Source organism: Pantoea sp. 1B4, assembly GCF_016925765.1.
Lineage (GTDB): Bacteria > Pseudomonadota > Gammaproteobacteria > Enterobacterales > Enterobacteriaceae > Pantoea > Pantoea agglomerans.
On sequence record NZ_JAEUWZ010000001.1, the window covers coordinates 873,853 to 896,655 of the forward strand.

22 protein-coding genes, 1 other RNA gene and 2 pseudogenes are annotated in these 22,803 nt (G+C 54.9%); 13 read left to right on the forward strand and 12 right to left on the reverse strand.

Annotated elements, in window-relative coordinates; all coding sequences use genetic code 11:
* Window positions 1-20 precede the first annotated feature (20 nt).
* The gene (locus tag JNO11_RS04055) at window positions 21-374 is read left to right on the forward strand and encodes a helix-hairpin-helix domain-containing protein (protein WP_060679592.1); all 354 of its coding nucleotides are present in this window, start codon (window positions 21-23) and stop codon (window positions 372-374) included.
* 100 nt (window positions 375-474) lie between these two features.
* A complete protein-coding gene (locus JNO11_RS04060) occupies window positions 475-873 on the forward strand; it encodes a YbgC/FadM family acyl-CoA thioesterase (protein WP_010671209.1) in 399 nt (132 codons plus the stop codon).
* 51 nt (window positions 874-924) lie between these two features.
* Here JNO11_RS04060 and queC read toward each other — a convergent pair whose 3' ends face one another.
* Entirely contained in the window at window positions 925-1,620 is a 696-nt protein-coding gene (queC, locus tag JNO11_RS04065) for a 7-cyano-7-deazaguanine synthase QueC (protein WP_031592184.1), read from the reverse strand.
* Window positions 1,621-1,661: 41 nt separating this feature from the next.
* Window positions 1,662-3,380, reverse strand: coding sequence for an SgrR family transcriptional regulator (locus JNO11_RS04070; RefSeq protein ID WP_325176950.1), 1,719 nt, complete (start codon window positions 3,378-3,380; stop codon window positions 1,662-1,664).
* 92 nt (window positions 3,381-3,472) lie between these two features.
* Here JNO11_RS04070 and cof point away from each other — a divergent pair, with 92 nt between their 5' ends.
* Complete coding sequence (cof, locus tag JNO11_RS04075) at window positions 3,473-4,294, forward strand: HMP-PP phosphatase (protein WP_033779652.1); 822 nt, start codon at window positions 3,473-3,475, stop codon at window positions 4,292-4,294.
* Window positions 4,295-4,328: 34 nt separating this feature from the next.
* On the opposite strand, the gene JNO11_RS04080 is transcribed toward cof, so the two are convergent.
* Window positions 4,329-5,363: a PLP-dependent cysteine synthase family protein gene (locus JNO11_RS04080; RefSeq protein WP_010255863.1), complete on the reverse strand. Its 1,035-nt coding sequence runs from the start codon at window positions 5,361-5,363 to the stop codon at window positions 4,329-4,331.
* Window positions 5,364-5,481: 118 nt separating this feature from the next.
* Here JNO11_RS04080 and JNO11_RS04085 point away from each other — a divergent pair, with 118 nt between their 5' ends.
* The 5 genes and pseudogenes from JNO11_RS04085 to amtB all read left to right on the forward strand — a co-directional run bounded on the left by JNO11_RS04085 (window position 5,482) and on the right by amtB (window position 11,426).
* Window positions 5,482-5,952, forward strand: a complete 471-nt coding sequence (locus tag JNO11_RS04085; protein WP_152689906.1) for an Lrp/AsnC family transcriptional regulator — start codon at window positions 5,482-5,484, stop codon at window positions 5,950-5,952.
* 16 nt (window positions 5,953-5,968) lie between these two features.
* Window positions 5,969-7,739, forward strand: a pseudogene (locus JNO11_RS04090) (SmdA family multidrug ABC transporter permease/ATP-binding protein).
* Window positions 7,732-9,508 (forward strand): annotated as a pseudogene (locus tag JNO11_RS04095) (SmdB family multidrug efflux ABC transporter permease/ATP-binding protein). Before JNO11_RS04090 ends, JNO11_RS04095 begins: the two co-directional pseudogenes overlap by 8 nt.
* A gap of 258 nt (window positions 9,509-9,766) precedes the next feature.
* Window positions 9,767-10,105 carry a P-II family nitrogen regulator gene (glnK, locus tag JNO11_RS04100; protein WP_325176951.1) on the forward strand — a complete coding sequence of 113 codons (339 nt, stop codon included), beginning with the start codon at window positions 9,767-9,769 and terminating at the stop codon, window positions 10,103-10,105.
* A gap of 34 nt (window positions 10,106-10,139) precedes the next feature.
* Entirely contained in the window at window positions 10,140-11,426 is a 1,287-nt protein-coding gene (amtB, locus tag JNO11_RS04105; protein WP_010255877.1) for an ammonium transporter AmtB, read from the forward strand.
* Window positions 11,427-11,477: 51 nt separating this feature from the next.
* On the opposite strand, the gene tesB is transcribed toward amtB, so the two are convergent.
* Entirely contained in the window at window positions 11,478-12,341 is an 864-nt protein-coding gene (gene tesB, locus JNO11_RS04110; protein WP_010255880.1) for an acyl-CoA thioesterase II, read from the reverse strand.
* Between the two features lie 190 nt (window positions 12,342-12,531).
* Here tesB and JNO11_RS04115 point away from each other — a divergent pair, with 190 nt between their 5' ends.
* Entirely contained in the window at window positions 12,532-13,089 is a 558-nt protein-coding gene (locus tag JNO11_RS04115) for a YbaY family lipoprotein (protein ID WP_010255881.1), read from the forward strand.
* 39 nt (window positions 13,090-13,128) lie between these two features.
* On the opposite strand, the gene JNO11_RS04120 is transcribed toward JNO11_RS04115, so the two are convergent.
* Window positions 13,129-13,440, reverse strand: a complete 312-nt coding sequence (locus tag JNO11_RS04120; RefSeq protein ID WP_010255882.1) for an MGMT family protein — start codon at window positions 13,438-13,440, stop codon at window positions 13,129-13,131.
* A gap of 176 nt (window positions 13,441-13,616) precedes the next feature.
* Here JNO11_RS04120 and ffs point away from each other — a divergent pair.
* An RNA gene (gene ffs / locus JNO11_RS04125) (signal recognition particle sRNA small type) lies at window positions 13,617-13,713 on the forward strand.
* 134 nt (window positions 13,714-13,847) lie between these two features.
* Here ffs and JNO11_RS04130 read toward each other — a convergent pair.
* The 3 genes from JNO11_RS04130 to JNO11_RS04140 all read right to left on the reverse strand — a co-directional run bounded on the left by JNO11_RS04130 (window position 13,848) and on the right by JNO11_RS04140 (window position 14,966).
* Window positions 13,848-14,063, reverse strand: coding sequence for an HHA domain-containing protein (locus JNO11_RS04130; protein WP_003850458.1), 216 nt, complete (start codon window positions 14,061-14,063; stop codon window positions 13,848-13,850).
* 24 nt (window positions 14,064-14,087) lie between these two features.
* Window positions 14,088-14,465: an Hha toxicity modulator TomB gene (tomB, locus tag JNO11_RS04135; RefSeq protein WP_003850455.1), complete on the reverse strand. Its 378-nt coding sequence runs from the start codon at window positions 14,463-14,465 to the stop codon at window positions 14,088-14,090.
* A 147-nt stretch (window positions 14,466-14,612) separates the two neighbouring features.
* On the reverse strand, window positions 14,613-14,966 hold the full coding sequence (locus tag JNO11_RS04140) for a hypothetical protein (protein WP_010255885.1): 354 nt from the start codon (window positions 14,964-14,966) through the stop codon (window positions 14,613-14,615).
* A gap of 341 nt (window positions 14,967-15,307) precedes the next feature.
* Here JNO11_RS04140 and JNO11_RS04145 point away from each other — a divergent pair, with 341 nt between their 5' ends.
* Genes JNO11_RS04145 through JNO11_RS04155 form a run of 3 tightly spaced genes read left to right on the forward strand, consistent with a single transcriptional unit; the run spans window position 15,308 to window position 17,706 of the window.
* Entirely contained in the window at window positions 15,308-15,976 is a 669-nt protein-coding gene (locus JNO11_RS04145; RefSeq protein ID WP_033772778.1) for an ABC transporter ATP-binding protein, read from the forward strand.
* A complete protein-coding gene (locus tag JNO11_RS04150; RefSeq protein ID WP_010671217.1) occupies window positions 15,973-16,812 on the forward strand; it encodes a metal ABC transporter permease in 840 nt (279 codons plus the stop codon). Before JNO11_RS04145 ends, JNO11_RS04150 begins: the two co-directional genes overlap by 4 nt.
* 15 nt (window positions 16,813-16,827) lie before the next feature.
* Window positions 16,828-17,706 carry a metal ABC transporter substrate-binding protein gene (locus JNO11_RS04155; protein WP_010671218.1) on the forward strand — a complete coding sequence of 293 codons (879 nt, stop codon included), beginning with the start codon at window positions 16,828-16,830 and terminating at the stop codon, window positions 17,704-17,706.
* 46 nt (window positions 17,707-17,752) lie between these two features.
* Here the strand turns inward: JNO11_RS04155 and ykgO are convergent, their stop codons facing one another.
* The 4 genes from ykgO to JNO11_RS04175 form a co-directional block, all read right to left on the reverse strand.
* The gene (ykgO, locus tag JNO11_RS04160) at window positions 17,753-17,893 is read right to left on the reverse strand and encodes a type B 50S ribosomal protein L36 (protein WP_325176952.1); all 141 of its coding nucleotides are present in this window, start codon (window positions 17,891-17,893) and stop codon (window positions 17,753-17,755) included.
* A gap of 11 nt (window positions 17,894-17,904) precedes the next feature.
* Window positions 17,905-18,159: a type B 50S ribosomal protein L31 gene (locus JNO11_RS04165; protein ID WP_010671219.1), complete on the reverse strand. Its 255-nt coding sequence runs from the start codon at window positions 18,157-18,159 to the stop codon at window positions 17,905-17,907.
* A 155-nt stretch (window positions 18,160-18,314) separates the two neighbouring features.
* Window positions 18,315-21,476: an efflux RND transporter permease subunit gene (locus JNO11_RS04170; RefSeq protein ID WP_325176953.1), complete on the reverse strand. Its 3,162-nt coding sequence runs from the start codon at window positions 21,474-21,476 to the stop codon at window positions 18,315-18,317.
* 16 nt (window positions 21,477-21,492) lie between these two features.
* Window positions 21,493-22,686 carry an efflux RND transporter periplasmic adaptor subunit gene (locus JNO11_RS04175; protein ID WP_010255904.1) on the reverse strand — a complete coding sequence of 398 codons (1,194 nt, stop codon included), beginning with the start codon at window positions 22,684-22,686 and terminating at the stop codon, window positions 21,493-21,495.
* Window positions 22,687-22,803: the final 117 nt, after the last annotated feature.

Below are 22,803 nucleotides of genomic sequence, written 5' to 3' on the forward strand. Positions count from 1 at the left end.
CACACAAGGAGAAACACAGCATGGCTAAACCTAAACTCGTTGCCTTCTATCTTTCACTCGCGCTGGGCGGCGCACTCTGTCACAGCAGCGTCTCTGCGGCACCTGAACCTGTCAGCGCAGCCGTCACGCAGAGCTCACACCCTGCGTCGAAGCCGGAAACAGCCGCGCAGCCACAGCAGGAGCAGGTCAGCATCAATGAAGCAACAGCCGAACAGCTCTCTGCCGTTATGAATGGGGTGGGGCTGAAAAAGGCGCAGGCAATTGTGAGCTATCGCGAACAGTACGGACCGTTTAGCGCAATTCAGCAACTCAGTGAAGTGCCGGGTATCGGCAATGCGCTGATAGAGCGAAATGCGGCCCGGCTGAAATTGTGAAGCAGTACACATCTGTGATGCTTAACCCACGATAGACAGGCGACTCTGCTAAAGTGAACAGGTCCAACCAGTTAATTCACAGCAGCAGGAGAGCATGATCATGCAGACCACCATAAAAGTGCGCGGCTATCATCTGGATGTCTATCAGCACGTCAATAATGCGCGCTATCTTGAGTTTCTGGAGGAGGCGCGCTGGGAGTGGCTGGAAGAGGTGGAAGCATTCCACTGGTTGCAGGAACAGAAACTGGCTTTTGTGGTGGTAAACATCAACATCAACTACCGTCGCCCGGCCGTGCTGGGCGACGTACTGACTATCGACAGTGAGATCACGCAGTTGAATGGCAAAAGCGGCATTATTGCGCAGCGGGTTTTGCTGGCAGGGCAGGAGACCGTGGTGGCGGATGCCGCACTCACTTTCGTCTGTATTGATTTGCGGACTCAGAAGGCGGTTGCGCTGGAAGGGGAGTTGCGCGAGCGACTGATGCGTCTGATGGCATGAGTCGATAAAAAAGGCGGCAACCCGGATTCTCTGCCGCCACCTCAGACACTCTTAGTTAAGACCGCTTTTTGCTTTCATTGCCGCCATTACGCCAGCACGATCGTTGAGATAACCCTGCAGGCCATTGGCCCGTAAATGACAGGCTGCACACTCACCACATCCATCACCTTTCACGCCGTTATAGCAGGTCAGCGTCTGCTCGCGTACCAGCGCAAGCTGCTGCCAGTAATCCGCCAGCGCCCAGGTTTCCGCTTTATTGAGCCACATCAGCGGCGTCTCAAAACGAACATCGCGCGCCATGCCAAGCGACACCGCATGGTTCAGCGCTTTGACAAACTCATCGCGACAATCGGGATAGCCGGAGAAATCGGTCTCACAGACGCCAGTGATCACCGCTTCCGCTTCGACCTGATAAGCGTAAACCGAGGCCAGCGTCAGAAAGAGAATATTGCGTCCCGGCACAAACGTACTGGGTAATCCACTGGCCTCGGGATTATAAGCCGGCACCGGAATGTTATCCCGCGTCAGGCTGCTGACGGCGAGTTCGTTCAGCATGGTGACATCCAGCACTTTATGCGCGCGCGCGCCCAATTTAATCGCCAGGTCGCGGGCCACATCGATCTCTTCCCGATGGCGTTGTCCATAGTCGAAAGTGACGCAATGAACGTCATCATATTGTTCTAAGGCCTGAATCAGGCAGGTAGTGGAGTCTTGTCCACCGCTGAAAACTACAACAGCGCGTTTCATGGTGTTTTCCTGATAATTAATTTTGCGCTTATGGTAATGCCTCAGTCCGCCGCTGAACAGCTGCATGGCAGATCAATGGGCGGCGGGATCCATGCGCGGCTGAAATCGAACCAGCCCAGCGTATTCAGTTCAATCCCTTCAACGCCCGGCGGCGCGTAGATTTGATAGCGATAATTGAACAGTGGCAGCAGGATGCCGCCCGTCATCAGCTGATGATAAAGCTGATGCAGCGAGCGGGCACGGGTTTCGTCGTCAGCAATTTGCTGGATAGCCAGCAGTTGCGCCTGAATCTCTTCGCCCTGCAGTGTGGGCCACAGCGGCTGCCATAGCGGGTCAGTCTGCAACCAACTGGCCAGCGTAAAGACCGGCGCATCACCAATCAGTCTGTCGCCCATCACGATATCTGCCTCATCAAGCGGGTCGATGCCGTGCCAGTTTTTTACCGGATGAAAAACTACCTTCAGGGTGCAGCCGTGCTGTTTTAACAGTGCAACCAGCGCCTGTGACATCTGGTGCAGCTCAACCGGCAACTGATAATGCAGCGTCAGGGTTGCCGGTAAGGGAACCCTGACAGCATCAATCAGCGGCACACTCCAGCCAGGTAATAGCTCTTTACTGGGAGTGATGAGTCCCTCATCCAGAGGCAACCGGCTGACAATGCCGCTTTGCTGGATCAGCTGGAAAAGCGTGCGCGCCTGATCAGGGGTAAATCCGGCTCGCGGTCGGCAGACCAGATAACAGAAGCCGAGGCTGATACTGCTGCTGACCGGTTGCAGCGTCCTGAGCTCTGTGGCATCGCCTATCGCAATCTGCACCGGATGACGACAGCTGCTGCCGAGAGCGGGATCAAACAGCTGAGGGGTAATCCAGTACTCCACCGCCTGCAGCAGAGGACGCTGCAGATGCCAGCGCGCGTGACTTTCAATCCTGACCAGCTCGGCGCTGAAGTGCCTGAGTTTCCACGGCCCGCTGCCCGTGACGGGATCGATGGGATGGGGCAGCAGGCACAACAAGTGGGCGAGCCGATGGGGCAGCCAGAAATCAGGGCGGCGCAGTACGAAACGCACCGCAAGCGGATGGGGCGCATCCACGCTGACCACATCGGCCAGTAACATGCTGACGCGCCTATCCCGCAACAGCTGGCGGAACTGCGCCACCAGTTGTGCGGCCTGCAGAGGCTCGTCGTTGTGCCACATCAGCTGAGGCCGTAACCAGAATAACCAGCCAGATGACGCCTCGTCATATTGCCAGTGATGCGCCAGATCGCCGGCCGGCTCATCCTGCTCAAAGCGAGTCAGACCGGAATAGATCTGGCGAGCCAGGTGCTGTTCGGCCCGACCGGTAATCTGACGCGGCTCTGTGCTCTCCATCGGACGATAGTAGGGGATGCGCAGCACCGGCGTATCGTTCTGCCACTGTCCACCCATTAATGGCCGCAGCATATTGATCAGCCTTTCCGGCGGCAGATCCAGCAGCTGCAGGGCCTCAGCCGCGTCTCCGGCGTCGAGCTGTTGTTGCAGCAACTGCTGCCGTAATTGTTCAGGTGAGCGCAGAAACACTATTTGTCCCTGTTTGCCACGGCCAGGCTCGCCGCGCCAGCTGAGCCAGCCTGCATGCTGCCACTGTGACAGCAACGTGCGCAGATGACGCTCGCTGCAGATACAGTGGCGGGCCATCTCCGCCACGCAGGTTTGCTGTGGGGCGCCCTGACTCTGCTGCCACAGACGCTGGAACTGATTAAGACGGTTAAGCTGGCGCATGTTAAACCCGGAACAGTTTTTTAAAAGTATTCACTATTAGTTCCGCAATTAACAGGCAATAGTGGAGTTCATCTTTCAGCAGGAGGTAAATCATGGTGCGTTTAGCCGCGTTCGATATGGATGGCACATTATTGCTGCCGGATCATCAGCTGGGTCAGCAGACGCTGGATAGCCTGCAGGCGTTGCATCTGCGTGGCGTTAATCTGGCGCTGGCGACGGGCCGCCATCTGCTGGAGATGCAGATCTTACGGGAAAAAATGACACTGCCCGCGTGGCTGATTACCGGTAATGGTACCCGTGTACACGACAGGCAGGGCAATCTGATCTTTGCGCGTGATCTGCCCTCTTCGGTCGCCGAAGAGGTGATCCACCGCCGCTGGGATACGCACGCCACCCTGCATGTTTTCAACGATCAGGGGTGGTTTACCGATCACCCACAGCCTGAACTGCTGGTGGCCCATCAGATCAGCGGATTTGGCTATCAGCTGTGCGATCTTAAAAGATTGCCCGCGCATCAGGTGACAAAAATCTGCTTTATCGATCAGCATCAGCGCCTCTGTCAGCTAAAAACAGAGCTGGATGCCGCACTGGGCGAGCAGGCTAACATCTGCTTCTCTGCCGTGGATTGTCTGGAGGTGTTACCCGCCAGCTGCAATAAAGGCAGCGCGCTGGCACTGTTATGTGACCATCTGTCGCTGACCATGGCGGAGTGTATGGCGTTTGGTGATGCGATGAACGATCGCGAGATGCTGGCGCAGGCCGGACAGGGTTTCATCATGGGCAATGCGATGGCGCAGCTGAAAGCCGCGCTACCGCATCTGCCGGTATTAGGGCATTGCGAGACACAGGCGGTGTCTCACTATTTAAATCACTGGCTGGCAACACCCGACCTCGCGTATTCCCCCGAATGCTGAGGATTGCCGTGAACCGGACAGGATGTCCGGTTTTTTATTCCAGCTCGCGCTGCCATGGCGTGATATCGCCAATATGTTTTGCCACCCACTCAGGCTGATAGTAGCTATCGGGATAACGTTCGCCGCTGTCGCACAGCAGTGTTACCAGCGCTCCCTGCTGATTCGCTGCCCGTAGGCGTTTTGCCACCTGCATCATGCCCCAGAAATTGGTGCCGGTAGAGGCGCCAGGCTTGCGCCCCAGAATCTTTTCCAGTTTCAGCATGGCGGCCAGCGTTGCACCATCCGGCACTTTGATCATTTCGTCGATCACGTCAGGCATAAACGACGGCTCCACTCGCGGACGGCCAATTCCTTCGATCATGCTGCCGCGCGCGCTGGTCAGGGTAGCATCACGCTGCTGCCAGTAATCAAAAAACACCGAATGCTGCGGATCAACCACCAGCAGTTTGGTTTCCAGTCCCTGATAACGGATATAGCGGCCCAGCGTGGCTGAAGTGCCGCCGGTGCCCGCACTCATGATTATCGTATGGGGAATCGGATAAGGTTCATGCTCCATCTGACGGAAAATGCTCTCTGCAATATTGTTATTGCCGCGCCAGTCGGTGGCACGTTCAGCATAGGTAAACTGATCCATAAAATGGCCATTGAGCTCCCGCGCCAGCCGTTCAGATTCAGCATAGAGCTGGCAGGGATCTTCAACAAAATGGCACTGTCCGCCATAAAAGGTGATCTGCTCAATTTTACGCTTCGCTGTGCTCGCCGGCATCACCGCAATAAAGGGCAGACCCAGCAGCCTTGCGAAGTACGCCTCAGAAACGGCAGTGCTGCCTGACGAGGCTTCGATAATCGGCGTATCCTGTTTAATCCAGCCGTTGGAGAGGCCGTAGAGGAACAGGGATCGTGCCAGCCGGTGTTTAAGACTGCCACTGGGATGGGTACTTTCATCTTTCAGATAGAACCAGATACCGGGAAAGTCCGCCAGATCGAAACGGATCAAATGGGTCTCAGCCGATCGTTGAAAATCAGCGTTAATTTCGTTGATAGCGTGGCGAATCCAGCAGGTGTGCATCTCAGGCGTCCGGTAAAAAAAGTGATGCGGCTATTTTATGGCACGTGCAGGAAAAAGAGATTGCACAATTACCGCTAAAATGGCGGTAATGGAGAAAATGATTCTCCCGGAGCCGCGAATGTTAGATAAAACTGACCTTAAATTGCTCTCACTGCTGCAGCATGACTGCACGCTGTCGCTGCAGGCGCTGGCGGATGCCGTCAACCTCACCACCACACCCTGCTGGAAGCGCCTGAAAAAGCTTGAAGATGATGGCATTATTCGCGCACGGGTGGCGTTGCTGGATGGAGATAAAATCGGACTGTCACTGACGGCGTTTATGTTTGTTAAAACGCAGCAGCACAGCCGCGACTGGTATCAGGCATTTGTCTCGGTGGTGAGCAGCATGCCGGAGGTAATGGCCTTTTACCGTATGGCAGGCGAGTATGATTACCTGCTGCGCATTCAGGTGGCCGATATGAAAAGCTATGATGCTTTCTACAAGCGAGTAGTGAACGGGGTGCCCGGCCTGATTGATGTGACATCCAGCTTCGCCATGGAAGAGATTAAATACACCACGGCTTTACCTGTCGCCCCCCTGAGGGCCTGAGATTGAGAGCAGCGTTGTGCGATTATTCAGTCAATTAAGTTGGTATTTTCTGCGGGAGTGGCGGCGCTATCTGGGCGCGGTCCTCCTGCTGATTGTTATTGCTATTCTGCAGCTGCTGCCACCGCATGTGGTCGGGGTGATTGTCGATGGCGTGACGCGTGACAATATGAGCACCAGCCGCATCATGATGTGGATTGGGATCATGCTGGCAACGGCGGTGGTGGTCTATCTGCTGCGCTATGTCTGGCGTGTGCTGCTGTTTGGTGCCTCCTACCAGCTGGCGGTTGAGCTGCGCGAAGATTTCTATCGCCAGCTGAGTCGTCAGCAACCGGCATTTTATCTGCGTCACCGCACCGGCGACCTGATTGCGCGCGCCACCAACGACGTGGATCGGGTGGTGTTTGCTGCCGGGGAAGGAGTACTGACGCTGGTCGACTCGCTGGTCATGGGCTGCGTGGTGCTGCTGGTAATGAGCACGCAGATCAGCTGGCAGCTGACGCTGCTTGCGCTGGTGCCGATGCCCATTATGGCCATCGTGATCCATCGCTACGGTAATCAACTGCACCATCGCTTTAAGCTGGCACAGGCCGCCTTCTCCAGTCTCAACGATCAGACGCAGGAGAGCCTGACCAGCATCCGGATGATTAAATCCTTTGGCCTTGAACAGCATCAGTCGCAGCAATTTTCCGATATCGCCCGCGATACCGGTGAAAAAAACCTGCGCGTGGCGCGGGTCGATGCCCGTTTCGACCCCACTATCTATATCGCTATCGGCTTCTCAAACCTGCTGGCGATTGGTGGCGGCAGCTGGCTGGTCTGGCATGGAGAGATGACGCTGGGGCAGCTCACCAGCTTTGTGATGTATCTCGGCCTGATGATCTGGCCGATGCTGGCGCTGGCGTGGATGTTTAATATTGTTGAACGCGGCAGCGCCGCCTGGAGCCGCATCGGCGCGCTGCTGGCGGAAGCGCCAGCGGTGGAAGATGGCGATAAGTCACTGCCATCTGAACCGGGCACGCTGCAGGTCGCGATTCGTGCCTTTCACTATCCGGCCAACGTGGGTCCGGTCTTAAGCGATGTCAGCTTCCAGCTGAAACCCGGCGAGATGCTGGGGCTGTGCGGACCAACCGGCAGTGGCAAAAGTACGCTGCTTAGCCTGATTCAGCGCCACTTTGATATTCAGCAGGGCGACATCCGTTATCACCAGATCCCGCTGCCGCAATTGCGGCTGGACAGCTGGCGCAGCCGTCTGGCCGTGGTCAGCCAGACACCGTTCCTGTTCTCAGACAGCGTGGCGAACAATATTGCGCTGGGAAAACCGGGCGCAACCCAGCAGGAGATTGAGCATGCCGCCATGCTGGCCTGTGTTCATGACGATATCCTGCGTCTGCCGCAGGGCTATGAAACGGAAGTCGGGGAGCGCGGTGTGATGCTGTCGGGTGGGCAGAAGCAGCGTCTTTCGATTGCCCGGGCGCTGCTGCTGAATGCGGAAATCCTGATTCTGGACGACGCGCTTTCCGCGGTCGATGGCCGTACCGAACACGAAATCCTGCATAACCTGCGCATCTGGGGGGCAGGGACGTACGCTGATTATCAGCGCGCACCGCTTATCGGCACTGACGGAAGCCAGTGAAATCCTGGTCCTGCAGCAGGGCAGAGTGGCGCAGCGGGGCGACCACGACGCCCTGACCGGCAGTGCTGGCTGGTATCGGGACATGTACCGTTACCAGCAACTGGAAGCGGCGCTGGATGATGATGAAAATGAGAAAGGAGTGCCGCATGGCTAAGTCTGCACGCTTGTGGCCTACCCTGAAGCGTCTGCTGAGCTACGGTAAGCCGTGGCGTAAATCCCTGTCGCTGGCGGTAGGAATGCTGTGGATCGCTGCCGCGGCGGAAGTGACCGGACCGGTGCTGGTCAGCTACTTTATCGATAACCTGGTGGCGAAACATCAGATGCCCTGGGGAGTGGTCGCCGGACTGGTGGTCAGTTTTATCCTGCTTCAGCTACTGGCTGCCGGGCTGCACTACTGGCAGGCGCTGTTGTTTAACCGAGCGGCTATCGGCGTGGTACAGCGGCTACGCAGTGACGTGATGAATGCCGCACTCTGTCAGCCGCTGAGTGCCTTTGATACCCAACCGGTCGGGCAGATTATTTCACGCGTGACTAACGACACCGAAGTCATCCGCGATCTCTACGTCACGGTGGTTTCAACCGTGCTGCGCAGTGCCGCACTGGTCGGCGCCATGATGGTGGCGATGTTCAGCCTTGACTGGCGCATGGCGCTGGTGGCGATGATGATCTTTCCGCTGGTACTGGTGGTGATGTTCATCTATCAGCGTTACAGCACGCCCATTGCCCGTCGGGTTCGCAGCTATCTGGCAGACATTAATAATGGCTTTAACGAAGTCATCAGCGGCATGAGCGTGATCCAGCAGTTTCGTCAGCAGGCGCGATTTGGTGAGCGAATGGGCGAAGCGAGTCGCTCTCACTATCTGGCGCGAATGGAAACGCTGCGTCTGGATGGCTTTCTGCTGCGTCCGCTGTTGAGCCTGTTTTCAGCGATGGTGTTATGCGGGCTGCTGATCCTGTTTAGTTTCTCGATGCCTGGCGTGTTTGAGGTGGGGGGTTCTGTATGCCTTTATTACCTATCTGGGGCGTCTGAATGAGCCGCTGATTGAGCTGACCACTCAGCAATCGATGCTGCAGCAGGCGGTGGTTTCAGGTGAACGTATTTTCGAACTGATGGATGCTGCACAGCAGCAGTATGGTGCAGATCAACAACCGCTGGCTTCAGGTCGTATCACTCTGAACAATCTGAGCTTTGCCTACCGTGAAAACCGCGATGTGCTCAGTGATATCAATCTTGAGGTTGCCCCACGCGAGTTTGTGGCGCTGGTGGGACATACCGGCAGTGGTAAAAGCACGCTGGCGAACCTGTTAATGGGTTACTACCCGGTGACGCGCGGCGAGATCCGCATTGATGATCGACCCATCAGCGACCTGAGCCATGCCGTGCTGCGGCGCGGTATCGCGATGGTGCAACAGGATCCGGTGGTGCTGGCCGATACGTTGCTGGCGAATGTGCGGCTGGGACGTGACATCAGCGAAGAGGCCGTCTGGACGGTGCTGGAACAGGTGCAGCTGGCTCCGCTGGCGCATGCGTTGCCGGAGGGAATACATACCCGGCTGGGCGAGCAGGGCAATAATCTGTCGGTCGGGCAGAAGCAGCTGCTGGCACTGGCCCGGGTGCTGGTTGATCTGCCGCAGATACTGATCCTCGACGAAGCGACGGCCAATATTGATTCCGGCACCGAGCAGGCCATTCAGCAGACGCTTGAGACGCTGCGCCAGCACAGCACGCTGGTGGTGATTGCTCACCGCCTCTCAACGATTATTGAAGCAGACAAGATTCTGGTGCTGCATCGTGGTCGTGTGGTTGAGCAGGGTACGCATCAGCAACTGCTGGCGATGCAGGGACGTTACTGGCAGATGTATCAGCTGCAGCAGGCAGGTGAAGATCTGGTATCGGGCGTCGCTGTAACAAATGAAGGCTGAGTTGCACCTTTTTTTGCGCACCTTTATCGGATTAATCTGTATAAATGCACTCCTTTGACGCCTGAAGCACCAAAGGAGTGCGGCCCTCCGCTGCAATTTCCCCTGTACGGCCTCTCTGTTTCCCATCCTCTTTAAAGCATCCCTTGTCGCGTCTCGCCTGAACAACGGATTACCGTCATTTTCACACTCTGGCACAGGCTTTGCTTATATCCCTGCGTGTCCGTAAACGTTACCTATTTACTCGCTGGAGGGGATCCAATGAAGCTGGTTACCGTCGTAATTAAGCCATTCAAGCTGGAGGATGTACGTGAAGCTTTATCCTCTATCGGCATTCAGGGACTGACCGTCTCCGAAGTGAAAGGTTTTGGCCGTCAGAAGGGCCATGCAGAGCTTTATCGTGGCGCAGATTACAGCGTGAACTTCCTGCCTAAGGTCAAAATTGATATCGCTATTGCCGACGATCAGTTAGACGAAGTGGTGGATGTCATCAGTAAAGCGGCTTACACCGGCAAAATTGGCGACGGTAAAATTTTCGTGGCTGAACTGCAGCGCGTCATCCGTATTCGTACCGGCGAGACCGACGAAGCCGCTCTGTAATAAAGACTCAGTACTGTGATGGGATGGAATAAAAATGAATAAAATTTTCGCTAAGTTGGGCCTCACCAGCCTGGCACTGTTACCCTCACTCGCGATGGCTGCGCCTGCCGTTGCGGACAAGGCTGATAACGCATTTATGATGATTTGCACCGCGCTGGTGCTGTTTATGTCAATTCCAGGTATCGCGCTGTTTTACGGTGGTTTGATTCGCGGTAAAAACGTGCTGTCGATGCTGACCCAGGTTGCGGTCACCTTCTCACTGGTCTGCGTATTGTGGATGGTTTACGGCTATTCACTGGCGTTCAGCGAAGGCAACGCATTCTTTGGCAGCTTTAACTGGGTGATGCTGAAAAACATTCAGCTGACCGCCGTCATGGGCAGCTTCTATCAATATATTCATGTCGCGTTCCAGGCCTCGTTTGCCTGTATCACGGTGGGCCTGATTGTCGGTGCTATCGCAGAACGCATCCGTTTCTCTGCCGTACTGATTTTTGTCGGCGTCTGGCTGACCCTGGCTTACCTGCCTATCGCGCACATGGTGTGGGCTGGCGGTTTCCTGGCACAGGATGGCGCGCTGGACTTTGCTGGCGGCACCGTGGTGCATATTAACGCCGCTGTCGCCGGTCTGGTGGGCGCTTATCTGGTGGGCAAACGTGCCGGCTTTGGTAAAGAGGCCTTCAAACCACACAACCTGCCAATGGTATTCACCGGCACCGCCATTCTGTATGTCGGCTGGTTCGGTTTCAACGCCGGTTCTGCTTCTGCAGCAAACGAAATCGCGGCGCTGGCCTTCCTGAACACCGTTGTCGCCACAGCGGGCGCCGTGTTGTCATGGACCTTTGGCGAGTGGGCGGTACGTGGTAAGCCTTCGCTGCTGGGTGCCTGTTCAGGCTTTATTGCCGGGCTGGTAGCGATTACGCCTGCCTGTGGTTATGTCGGCGTCGGCGGTGCATTAATTATCGGCCTGGTCGGCGGACTGGCGGGACTGTGGGGCGTGACCACTCTGAAAAAATGGCTGCGCGTGGATGATCCCTGCGATGTGTTCGGCGTGCATGGCGTGTGCGGCATTGTCGGCTGTATCCTGACTGGCGTGTTTGCCTCCTCTTCACTGGGCGGCGTAGGCTACGCAGAGGGGGTCACCATGGGCCATCAGGTCTGGGTACAGCTCTTCAGCGTGGGCCTGACTATCGTCTGGTCGGGCGTTGTCGCCTTCATCGGCTTCAAGCTGGCTGATTTGATTGTCGGTCTGCGCGTTCCGGAAGAGCATGAGCGTGAAGGTCTGGATGTAAACAGCCACGGCGAGAATGCTTACAACCAGTAATGGATGGGCAGTGAAAAGATCAACCGGGGGGCGAGTAATCGCCCCCTTTTTTTATTCGCTGCGCTGACGCATCACTCCTTCCTGAACCGTTGAGGCCACCAGCACGCCCTGCTGATTGTAGAACTCGCCCCGGACAAAACCCCGTGCGCCTGACGCCGAAGTACTGACCACGCTATAGAGCAGCCATTCACTGAAGTCGAACGGGCGGTGGAACCACATTGAGTGGTCGATAGTGGCGACCTGCATGTCCGGCTCTAAAAAGCCTTTGCCGTGCGGCTGGAGCGCGACCGGCAGGAAATTGAGATCGGAAGCATAGCCGAGCAGATACTGATGGATACGTAAGTCGTCGGGCAGTGGGCCGGTGGCGCGGATCCAGACCTGGCGCTCCGGCTTATCCACATGGCCCCGAAGAGGATTGTGAATCTGTACCGGGCGGATCTCCAGCGGACGCTCAGCAATGAATTTTTCACGTAGCTTTTCTGGCAGCAGATGCGCCATTTTCTGCGCCATCGCCTGTTCAGTTAACAGATTCTCTGGCCCCGCCACCTGTGGCATCGGATTCTGATGTTCAAAGCCGCTTTCCGGTGACTGGAACGAGGCGGTCATATAAAAAATCGGCTGCCCATTCTGAATGGCACTGACCCGCCGGGCACTGAAACTTTTGCCATCACGCAACGTTTCAACATCATAAATAATCGCTTTCTGACTATCGCCGGGCCGCAAAAAATAGCTGTGAAAAGAGTGAATAATGCGATCTTCCGCCACGGTTTGCTTTGCGGCATACAGCGCCTGACCCACCACCTGACCGCCAAACACCTGACGAAGGCCAATATCTTCGCTCTGGCCGCGATATAAACCCTCTTCCAGTTTTTCCAGATTTAATAAATTCAGCAGATTTTGCAGTGCCTGACTCATGGCGCATTCCTCAATATAGTGACCTCCTCAGTGTGAAAGATCGGACCAGTTGACGTCAATCAGACTTTCTACATTGTCGGTGCCAGGCAAAATTTCATTTTTGTGCCAACATTAAGGACATACGGCGAGTGAAGCGCTGTAAGCAGGATTCGCTGCCGACAATCATTTTGATCAAATGGAGACGACATCAATGAAACTCAGGCATGTGTTCAGTGGAGTAGTTATGGCGGTTGCTGTTGTAGGATGCGCCGACAAGAGTAAACCCGTGCCAACGCCAACTCTGGGTTCTGCAGTTGCAGGACAGACGGCGGCGATTGCGCAGCCTAACGTAAGTGGTTCAGTCTTTATCCGCCAGCGCATTGCGCTGCCGCCGGATGCGGTATTAACCGTGACGCTCTCTGATGCGTCCGTCGCCGATGCACCCTCAAAAGTGCTGTCGCAGCGCGTGGTGCGTACCGAAGGCAAACAGGCACCGTTCCAGTTCGTGCTGCCGTTTAACCCAGCCGACATCAAGCCTGATGCACGCATTCTGTTAAGCGCAGCCATCTCAATCGACGGTAAGCTGGCCTTTATCACTGAAGGCGTGAAGCCAGTGATTAACCAGGGTGGCACCAAAGCAGAGCTGCTGCTGGTACCGGTACCGTCTATGGCGATGCCAACCCAGCCGGGCGCAGCGACCACCGTTCCTTCGACCTCACCGACTCAGGTGACGCCGTCTGCTGCGGTTCCTGCTCCAACCCGTCTGTAATCTCTTTTCGGGGCGACATTGTCGCCCTTTTCTCACAGACTAAACTCGCCAGCGATAAGCCTCGAGATCGAGCTGTCCGTCATCACTCACCTCTATGCCTTCCGCCTCCAGTGCATCCCGCTGCCGCAACAGACGGTCACCCTGAAGAGAAATTGTGCCGTGTCGGTTTACGACGCGATGCCAGGGAAGGGTAGTTCCCTCGGGTAAGCGACTCAGCACGCCACCAACCTGACGCGCCGCGCGCGGAGAACCGGCCAGTAGCGCCACATCGCCATAGGTGGTGACGCGGCCAGCCGGAATAGCGGCAACAATTTGCCAGATGCGTTGCTGGAAAGTGTCTGGCTGATTCATGTACTTATTTCATCAGGAAAAAGGGTTTTAACTTTAGCACGGGGAAAAGGAGGAGAAAGCGTAAAATCGGTGGTTGTTCAAGAAAACAACGGTTGTCCCGACTACGCTTGCAATTGCCACCTCCTTCCCAGATAATGCCCCCCGCTCTCGTAAAGAGGGCTTGTCAATGGGGGCCCTGTTGGTTCTCCCGCAATGCTAGCTTGTGAACTCGGTCAGATCCGGAAGGAAGCAGCCGTAGCAGGTGACGCGTGTGCCGGGATGTAGCTGGCAGGGCCCCCACCACTTTCTCCCTTCGATATTCTCCCCCTAAGCTGCAGACAGGCAAAACCCGCCTGGGCCGATCCTTTGCCGGCAGGCAGGATTATCCGGTACTTTATTGGGGTAAAACTGAGGCGTAAGCGATCAGATTAACGGACAAATTTCCATACTGAACCCGGGACTTTATCGTAGAGCTTGTTCATCGTCAGTTCCGCCAGGCGATGGTCAGCTGCTGAGTAAAATACCGCTAATTCATCTTCCGGTAATTCATACTTATTTTTTTCAATCACCCTTTCCAGGGTATCAAGAGAGCGGCAGCGCCGCAGTCGCATCAAATAATCGGTTTTAGTCAGGGTTTTGTTCATAAATAAACCGTTCTCATGTCTTTACTATAATGAATGGCTCGGTTGCTGGAGAAAAGCGCACTCTTCAGTGAACAGATTAAATAAGCGTTTTGCTGAACGTTGCCACCGCTGAAGATCCGGACTATTGACACCATAATTGCTGAATAGCATAAAAGTATCATCAAGATATTCATCGATTTGCGAAATCAGCGCTTCATCTTCAACGTGCTTAATTTTGTAATTCATGGTGAAAGAGGCGATATGCTCAATCAAATCGTTAAGCTGTAGATTGCTTTCAGAAGTGGGATCATTAACCCAGCCATGATGGCTGTCGGTTAATGTTGCCATGCTGTCGTCAAACAGACTCTCACAAAGGTATTTAAGCTGGGCAATATCATGCCGTTTCGGTGAGTATTCGTCCATCTTTTTCCCCTCCATAGCTAGCACAGTTGCCGCAGGGCGGCGAGAGAAGATCACGCGGCCAGGAAGCGATTATTCGGGCAGTTATTAAACGGGATACCTTAAAGATAGTGTAAAACCATTAGTTCTGCTCACCTCCATTACTAAATATTACAATTCATCGCCAGGGGAGGGTTGCTCATTGTCGATCACATCAAACTCAAGTGCACCGGGCTTAATGTGAAAGTTTACCTGTTCTGACTGCGTCACGGTTTCATTTAGATCCAGGCAGGGACTAAATAAATTCCAGTCAAAATCGTAAAGTAATTTAAAACTATTCAGATCCTGGTATTCAACCGAAATGATTTTTAAACTGCCTGGAACTAACCGGGCATTTTGTGAGTACCAGCGTAAATCCCCTACCAGCAAATCGGTTATTTTGAGAATATTCCGCTGAACAATCTCTGCTATTTTTGCGCAGTCCGATTCACCCGCGGCAATATCACATTCAATGCGTGACAGCATATCTGTTCCACTTATAACCGTTAATAAACCTATCATTGGTTTTCTGCAACTGGTTTGCAAGTCAGTTGAGCACAAAACTCTCAGTTTCTGAGATTTGCCAGACGCAGCCGCAGGCCTTATCGCCAGCGCGGGTCTGCCAGTGCGTGCAGCTGATATTTATCTTTTGATACACAATCCCACATTCAACAGAGAGCAACATCAGGTATCTTTACTGTTATGTTATAACATTATGGTGAAGTAATGCGTCAGAGTGGACTACTTATGTCACTGGGCGGGCGGCTGGGAGTAGCACTGCTATTTATCACGCTGCTTGCTGTGGCAATAAAATGGGGGATCAGCACATGATCCTGTTTAACGCACTTCGCGCGGGCTACCAGGGACAGGTTGTGACCCCGGCTATTACCGGCCAGCTCGCAGCAGGCTCGATGACTGCGCTGGTCGGCGCGAACGGTAGCGGCAAATCAACCCTGTTAAAAACCATTGCTGGCTTACTGCCACCGATAGCCGGGCGCTGCGAGCTGCAGGTTGCACGCCGGGATATCGGCTGGTTGCCGCAGCGCACCGAACTTGAGACCCGCTTTCCCCTGACGGTATTTGAACTGGTCTCTATTGGCTGCTGGCCACGCTGCGGCTGGTTCGGCGGCATTAACCGGATACTGCGTCGGGAGATCTGGCAGGCGCTGGAAGCGGTTCAGATGAGTGATTATGCGGATGCGCAGCCCGCGACGTTATCCGGCGGACAACTGCAGCGGGTATTGTTTGCGCGGCTGATGCTGCAGCGCAGCCAGCTCTGGCTTCTGGATGAGCCTTTTAACGGCATTGACAGCCAGACGGTGACGCTACTGATGTCGATCCTTGAGCAGCAACAGCAGGCCGGAACAACCCTGCTGGTGGTGCTGCACGATCGTCCGCTGGTGGCGCGCTACTTCAGTAACGTGATGTCGATGGATGAACGTGAGGTTAACTGCACCTGCCTGCCTGCTTCCTCTCTGCGGAGTCGTGCGCCGTGACTCTTATTCAACCCTTTATTGAGTTTGGTTTTATGCGACGCGCGCTGGTGGCCTGTCTGGCGCTGGCCGTCAGCGCCACGCCGCTCGGGGTATTCCTCTCCCTGCGACGTATGAGCCTGATTGGCGATGCCTTATCACATGCGGTGCTGCCCGGTGCCGCCATTGGCTATCTGATCTCCGGATTGTCACTGGTCGCGATGGGTGTTGGCGGCCTGATCGCTGGTTTAGCCGTGGCGCTGCTCTCTGGCGCGGTCAGCCGCTACACGCCGCTGAAAGAGGATGCCAGTTTTGCCGGCTTCTATCTGGGTTCACTGGCGCTGGGCGTCACGCTGGTTTCATTACGCGGCTCAAGCGTGGATCTGCTGCACGTTCTGTTTGGCTCGCTGCTGGCGGTAGACAACGCAGCGCTGTTGCTGGTGGGCGGCATCGCTGCCTTTACGCTGATTCTGCTGGCGGTGATCTATCGTCCGCTGGTCATCGATGCGTTTGACGGCGACTTCCTGCGTGCGCAGGGAAAATGGAGCGCGCCGCTGGTGCATGGTCTGTTTTTAATGCTGGTGGTGCTGAATCTGGTGGCGGGTTTTCAGGTGCTGGGCACCCTGATGTCGGTGGGTTTAATGATGTTGCCCGCCGCCAGCGCCCGCTTCTGGAGTCGCCATCTCGCCGCGATGCTGGTTATCGCCATTTTCATGGCAATGATTTCGTCGCTGGCCGGGCTGATGCTCTCCTGGCACTTCTCATTGCCGGCGGGTCCCGCTGTGGTGCTGAGCGCCGCCATGCTGTTTTTTTTCTCCATTCTTACAGGGCCGTGCGGCGGAATTTTACGCCGCCATTAATCTTAAGGGGTATCTATGAAAAAATTACCGGTTAGCCTGGCCTTCGCTGCGCTGTTTGCCACGCCTCTGGCGATGGCCAAAACGGTGGATGTCGTGGCGAGCTTTACCGTGCTGGCTGACATCGTTAAGCAGGTCGGCGGCGATCATGTAAAGGTTAAAAGCCTGGTGGGGCCGAATGGCGATCCTCATACTTTTGAACCGACACCGCAGGACAGTCAGGCGCTGGCGAAGGCCGATCTGGTGTTTGTCAGCGGACTGGGACTGGAAGGGTGGATGGATCGGCTGGTCAGCGCCTCAGGGTATCGCGGTCAGCCCGTTGTCGCCTCAACCGGTGTCACCACTCGCAGCATGGAGGAGGAGGGTAAAACCGTTACCGATCCTCATGCCTGGAACAGCATGCAGAACGGCGTTATCTACGCGACCAACGTGATGAATGCGCTGGTCAAAGCCGATCCTGAAGATGCTCCGGCCATTCGTCAGCGTGGACAGAATTACATTCAGCAACTGCAGGCGCTGGATCGCTGGGCAAAAACCGCCTTTGACGCTGTGCCAGCCGATAAGCGTAAAGTGTTGACCAGTCATGATGCGTTTGGTTACTTTGGACAGCGATATGGCGTGACTTTCCTGGCGCCGGTAGGGTTCTCTACTGAGGCGGAAGCGAGTGCCAGCAACGTGGGTAATTTAATCACTCAGCTGAAGCAGCAGCACATCAACCGCTATTTCATTGAGAACCAGACCGACCCGCGTCTGGTAAAACAGATTGCCAGCGCCACCGGGGCAGAGCCGGGTGGTGAGCTCTATCCGGAAGCGTTATCCACGGCCTCTGGCCCGGCAGCCACCTATCAGGCGGCTTTTAAACACAACGTGAATGCGATGCTGAAGAGCATGCACTAAGCATAAAAAAAGGCCGGGCAAGCCCGGCCAGTCATCACGACACAAACTAGCGTTTTTTCTTTCTTCCCTGTACTGCTTTAAACCGCGGGTTCGATTTACAGATCACGTAAATACGGCCTTTGCGGCGGACCACTTTACAATCCCGATGGCGATTTTTTGCTGAATGCAGCGAGCTTAATACCTGCATGATCCTCTCCTCTATTTCTTTCCAAGAAAGCGCCCGAAACGCTGGTTAAAGCGTGCGGTGCTGCCCTCTTTGGCAAAATCTTTCTGTTTACCGGTGTAGAACACATGTGAGGCAGACGACACATCCAGGGTGACGTAGGGCAGCGTTTCGCCTTCGAACTCCACGGTGCGATCGGTTTTGATGGTTGATCCGATTTTGAACCAGACATCAGCCGATGTGTCATGGAAGACCACGTGGCGATAGTGAGGATGAATATTCGCTTTCATAATGCACACCTATGTAATGTTATACTATAACAATATTATGCGATGCACAGGCCAGGATTGCAACTGTCCGTGAGACAGGAAAAGCAAGGGAACAGGAAATGAGAAGGGCTGAATCGCAGGCATAAAAAAAGGCCGCTTGCGCGGCCTCAGATGATTTACAGCTTAGTGAGTCTGGTTATGCTCAACCGGATGACTGTTCGCTGACTCTTCTTTTTCTTGCCAAAGCGGCGGCGTACCACCACAAAGAAGACAGGAACGAAGAAGATCGCCAGTATGGTCGCGGTGACCATACCACCGATAACACCGGTACCTACGGCGTTTTGCGAACCGGAACCGGCACCGGTACTGATCGCCAGCGGCAGTACCCCGAGAATAAACGCCAGTGACGTCATCAGGATAGGACGCAGACGCATACGGCACGCTTCCAGCGCAGCTTCAATCAGCCCTTTACCCTCTTTATCCATCAAATCTTTAGCAAATTCGACGATAAGGATGGCGTTCTTGGTGGAGAGGCCGATGGTTGTCAGTAACCCCACTACGAAGTAGACGTCATTACTCAGGCCACGCAGGGTGGTAAAGATCAGTGCACCAATGACCCCGAGCGGGACAACCAGCATAACCGAGAATGGAATCGACCAGCTCTCGTACAGTGCGGCGAGACACAGGAAGACCACAATCAGCGAGATAGCATAGAGCGCAGGGGCCTGGTTGCCTGACAAGCGTTCCTGATAGGACATACCGGTCCAGTCATAGCCGATACCGGCAGGCAGTTTCGCCGCCAGCTCTTCCATCAGGTCCATTGCCGCACCCGAGCTTTTGCCTGGCGCAGCCTGTCCCAGGATTTCCATCGCAGGCAGACCGTTGTAACGCTCAAGGCGCGGTGAACCATATTGCCATTTCGCTGACGAGAAGGCAGAGAAGGGCACCATGGTTCCGCTGCTGTTGCGCACGTACCATTTACCAATGTCGTCCGGCAGCATGCGGGCGTCCGCTTTACCCATGACGTAAACTTTCTTCACGCGACCGCGGTCAATGAAGTCATTGACGTAGGAACCGCCCCAGGAAGCTGCCAGCGTGGTGTTGATATCACTCAGTGATACGCCCAGCGCCTGTGCTTTCTCCTGATCGATGGTCAGCTTGTACTGCGGCGTATCTTCCATCCCGTTGGGACGGACGCCAACCAGCGTATCAGGATGCTGCGCAATCATGCCGAACAGCTGATTACGCGCTTCCGTCAGCTTATCGTGGCCAAGGTTATTCTGGTCGATCAGCTCAAAGTCGAAGCCGGTCGCGTTACCCAGTTCAATAATGGCTGGCAGGTTGAAAGGAATGACCATTGCATCTTTGATCGCGCCCAGCGCCTGCATGGCACGGCCAGCAATCGCCGGTACTTTCATGTCGCTGCCGGTACGCTCATCCCACGGTTTGAGACTGACGAAGGCGATACCGGTGTTCTGTCCACGACCGGCAAAGCCGAAGCCGTTAACGGTAAACACCGATTTAACCGTGTCTTTCTCCTGGGTCAGGAAGTAATCCGTCACCTGATCCAGCACTTTCTGCGTACGCTCCTGGGTTGCACCAGCAGGCAGCTGCGCCTGAGCCAGCAGCAGACCCTGATCCTCTTCCGGTAAGAATGAAGAGGGCAGTCGCACAAACAGAAACGCCATACCGACCACGATCACCAGATAGATCACCATATAGCGACCCGTACTGCGAACCATGTGACCCACACCATCCACATAGTGGTTGGTGCTTTTGTCGAACATGCGGTTGAACCAGCCGAAGAAACCGGTGGTTTTACCGTGCTCGCCTTTTTTAATCGGTTTCAGCATGGTGGCACAGAGTGCCGGCGTCAGAATAAAGGCGACCAGCACCGACAGCGCCATTGCCGAAACGATAGTGATGGAGAACTGACGGTAGATAACACCGGTCGAACCACCAAAGAACGCCATCGGAATAAATACGGCAGCCAGCACCAGCGCGATACCGACCAGTGCGCCCTGGATCTGCTCCATAGAACGCTTAGTCGCTTCTTTTGGCGGTAATCCCTCTTCCGCCATTACGCGCTCAACGTTCTCGACCACCACGATGGCGTCATCCACCAGCAAGCCGATGGCCAGCACCATCCCGAACATCGTCAGGGTGTTTATCGAATAGCCAAAAGCGCTGATAACGGCAAACGTACCCAGCAATACCACAGGGACCGCGATGGTAGGAATGAGCGTGGCGCGGAAGTTCTGCAGAAACAGATACATGACCAGGAACACCAGCACGATCGCTTCGATCAGCGTTTTCACCACTTCGAAAATCGAGATCTTAACGAAAGGCGTGGTGTCATACGGATAGACCACTTTCAAACCGGCCGGGAACGTCGGCTGCAATTTGGCCAGTTCTTCTTTCACCGCATTGGCGGTATCCAGCGCATTCGCACCGGTGGCCAGCTTGATACCGATACCGGATGCAGGCTTGCCGTTATAACGGGCAACAATTTCGTAGTTTTCCGCGCCAAGTTCAATCCTTGCCACATCACGCAGACGAACCTGAGAACCATCTTCATTCACTTTCAGCAGGATTTTGCCGAATTCATCGGTAGAGGTGAGACGGGTTTGCGCAATGATCGAGGCGTTAAGCTGCTGTCCCGGAACCGGAGGCGTACCGCCCAACTGACCGGCAGCAACCTGGGTGTTCTGCGTATTCAGGGCGCTGATAACATCAACCGGCGTCAGGTTGTAGTTGTTCAGCTTGTGCGGATCCATCCAGATACGCATCGCGTACTGCGCACCAAATACCTGGGTATCACCCACGCCTTTAGTACGGCTGATCGGATCTTTGATGGACGATGAAATAAAGTCAGAAATATCATTCTGCGTCATATTGTCATCGTCGCTGATGAAGCCCGCTACCATCAGGAAGCTACTGGAAGATTTCTTAACCTGAATCCCCTGTTGCTGTACTTCCTGCGGTAACAGCGGCGTCGCCAGCTGCAGTTTGTTCTGCACCTGAACCTGCGCGATATCGGCATCTGTTCCTGACTCAAAGGAGATCGTCAGGGTCAGCGTACCGGATGAATCGCTGCTTGAGGACATATACATCAGTCCATCAATGCCGTTCATATTTTGTTCGATGACCTGGGTCACCGAGTCCTGCAGCGTTTTAGCATCTGCACCAGGGTAGGTGGCCTGAATCTCAATCGCCGGCGGTGCAACATTGGGATATTGCTCAATCGGAAGTTTGAGAATCGATAGCGCACCGACCAGCATAATGATGATGGCGAGCACCCACGCAAAGATGGGCCGATCGATAAAGAACTTAGCCATGAATCAACGGCTCCTGTTATGACGATGACTTGTCAGACTGCGGCTTTGAATCGGGTGCCGCTTTCGCATCGTCTGAGACTTCTTGTGGGGTAACCTGTGCGCCCGGCTTGGCTCGCTGCAGACCCGTGCTGATCACACGTTCACCCGCTTTAACACCGTCGGTGACTAACCACTTGTCGCCAATCGCCTGAGAGGTGGTGACCTGACGAGCTTCCACTTTGTTATCTGCACCTACCACCATGACCGTTGCCTGACCCGTTGGGGTGCGGGCTACCGCCTGTTGCGGAACCAGCAACGCATTAGGATTGGTACCTTCATCCAGACGAGCGCGAACAAACATGCCCGGTAACAGCGCATGGTTAGGGTTCGGGACAATGGCGCGCAGGGTGATAGAACCCGTGGTTTCATCAACGGTAACGTCAGAGAACTCCAGCGTACCTGTCTGTGGATAGCTGTTGCCGTTCTGCATCAGCAGGGTCACGTTGGCTTTGCCATCGTTTTGCTTCAGCTGACCCGACTCCAGTTCTGAACGTAAGCGCATGAAATCTTCGCTCGACTGGGTGACGTCGACATACATCGGGTCAAGTTGCTGCACAGTGGCCAGAGCGGTGGTTTGTGCGTTTTGTACCAGCGCACCTTCCGTTACTGACGATTTGCCGATGCGGCCACTGATAGGCGAGGTGACTTTGGTATAAGCCAGGTTAATGCGGGCCGTTTCTACATTGGCTTTTGCTACCTGAACCGCAGCATCGTTTTGCGCGGCCGTGGCAACGGCGGTGTCGTAATCCTGCTGACTGATATATTTGGTGCCGAGTAAAGGCTTATAACGTTTGACGGTCAGCTGAGCGATGCGTGCATTGGCCTGCGCCTGAGTTAAGTCACCTTTGGCGCTGTCATAGGCGGCCTGATAGGTAGCAGGATCGATCTGATAAAGAGACTGACCCGCTTTGACATCGCTGCCTTCAACAAAGTTACGCTTCAGAATGATACCGGAAACCTGCGGACGGACTTCGGCGACACGATATGCCGAGGTGCGGCCAGGTAATTCAGTCGAGATTTTCAGGGGTTCAGTTTTCAGTGTTACAACCCCCACTGCTGGCGGTTGCTGGGCGGCTTGTTCGGATTTATTGTTGTCACATCCTGTTAACAAAAAGCTGCCTGATAGCATCAGGACGGCCGCCAGAGGCGATAATCCTCTGATTTTATTCATAAATAAACCTCTAGTGTCCGATATCAATTGGTCAATGGATCACAAACTGAAAAACCCATTGCTGTGTCAAGTCGCAGGTCATGCTATGGTACATACATTCGCAAATGTATGTAAACT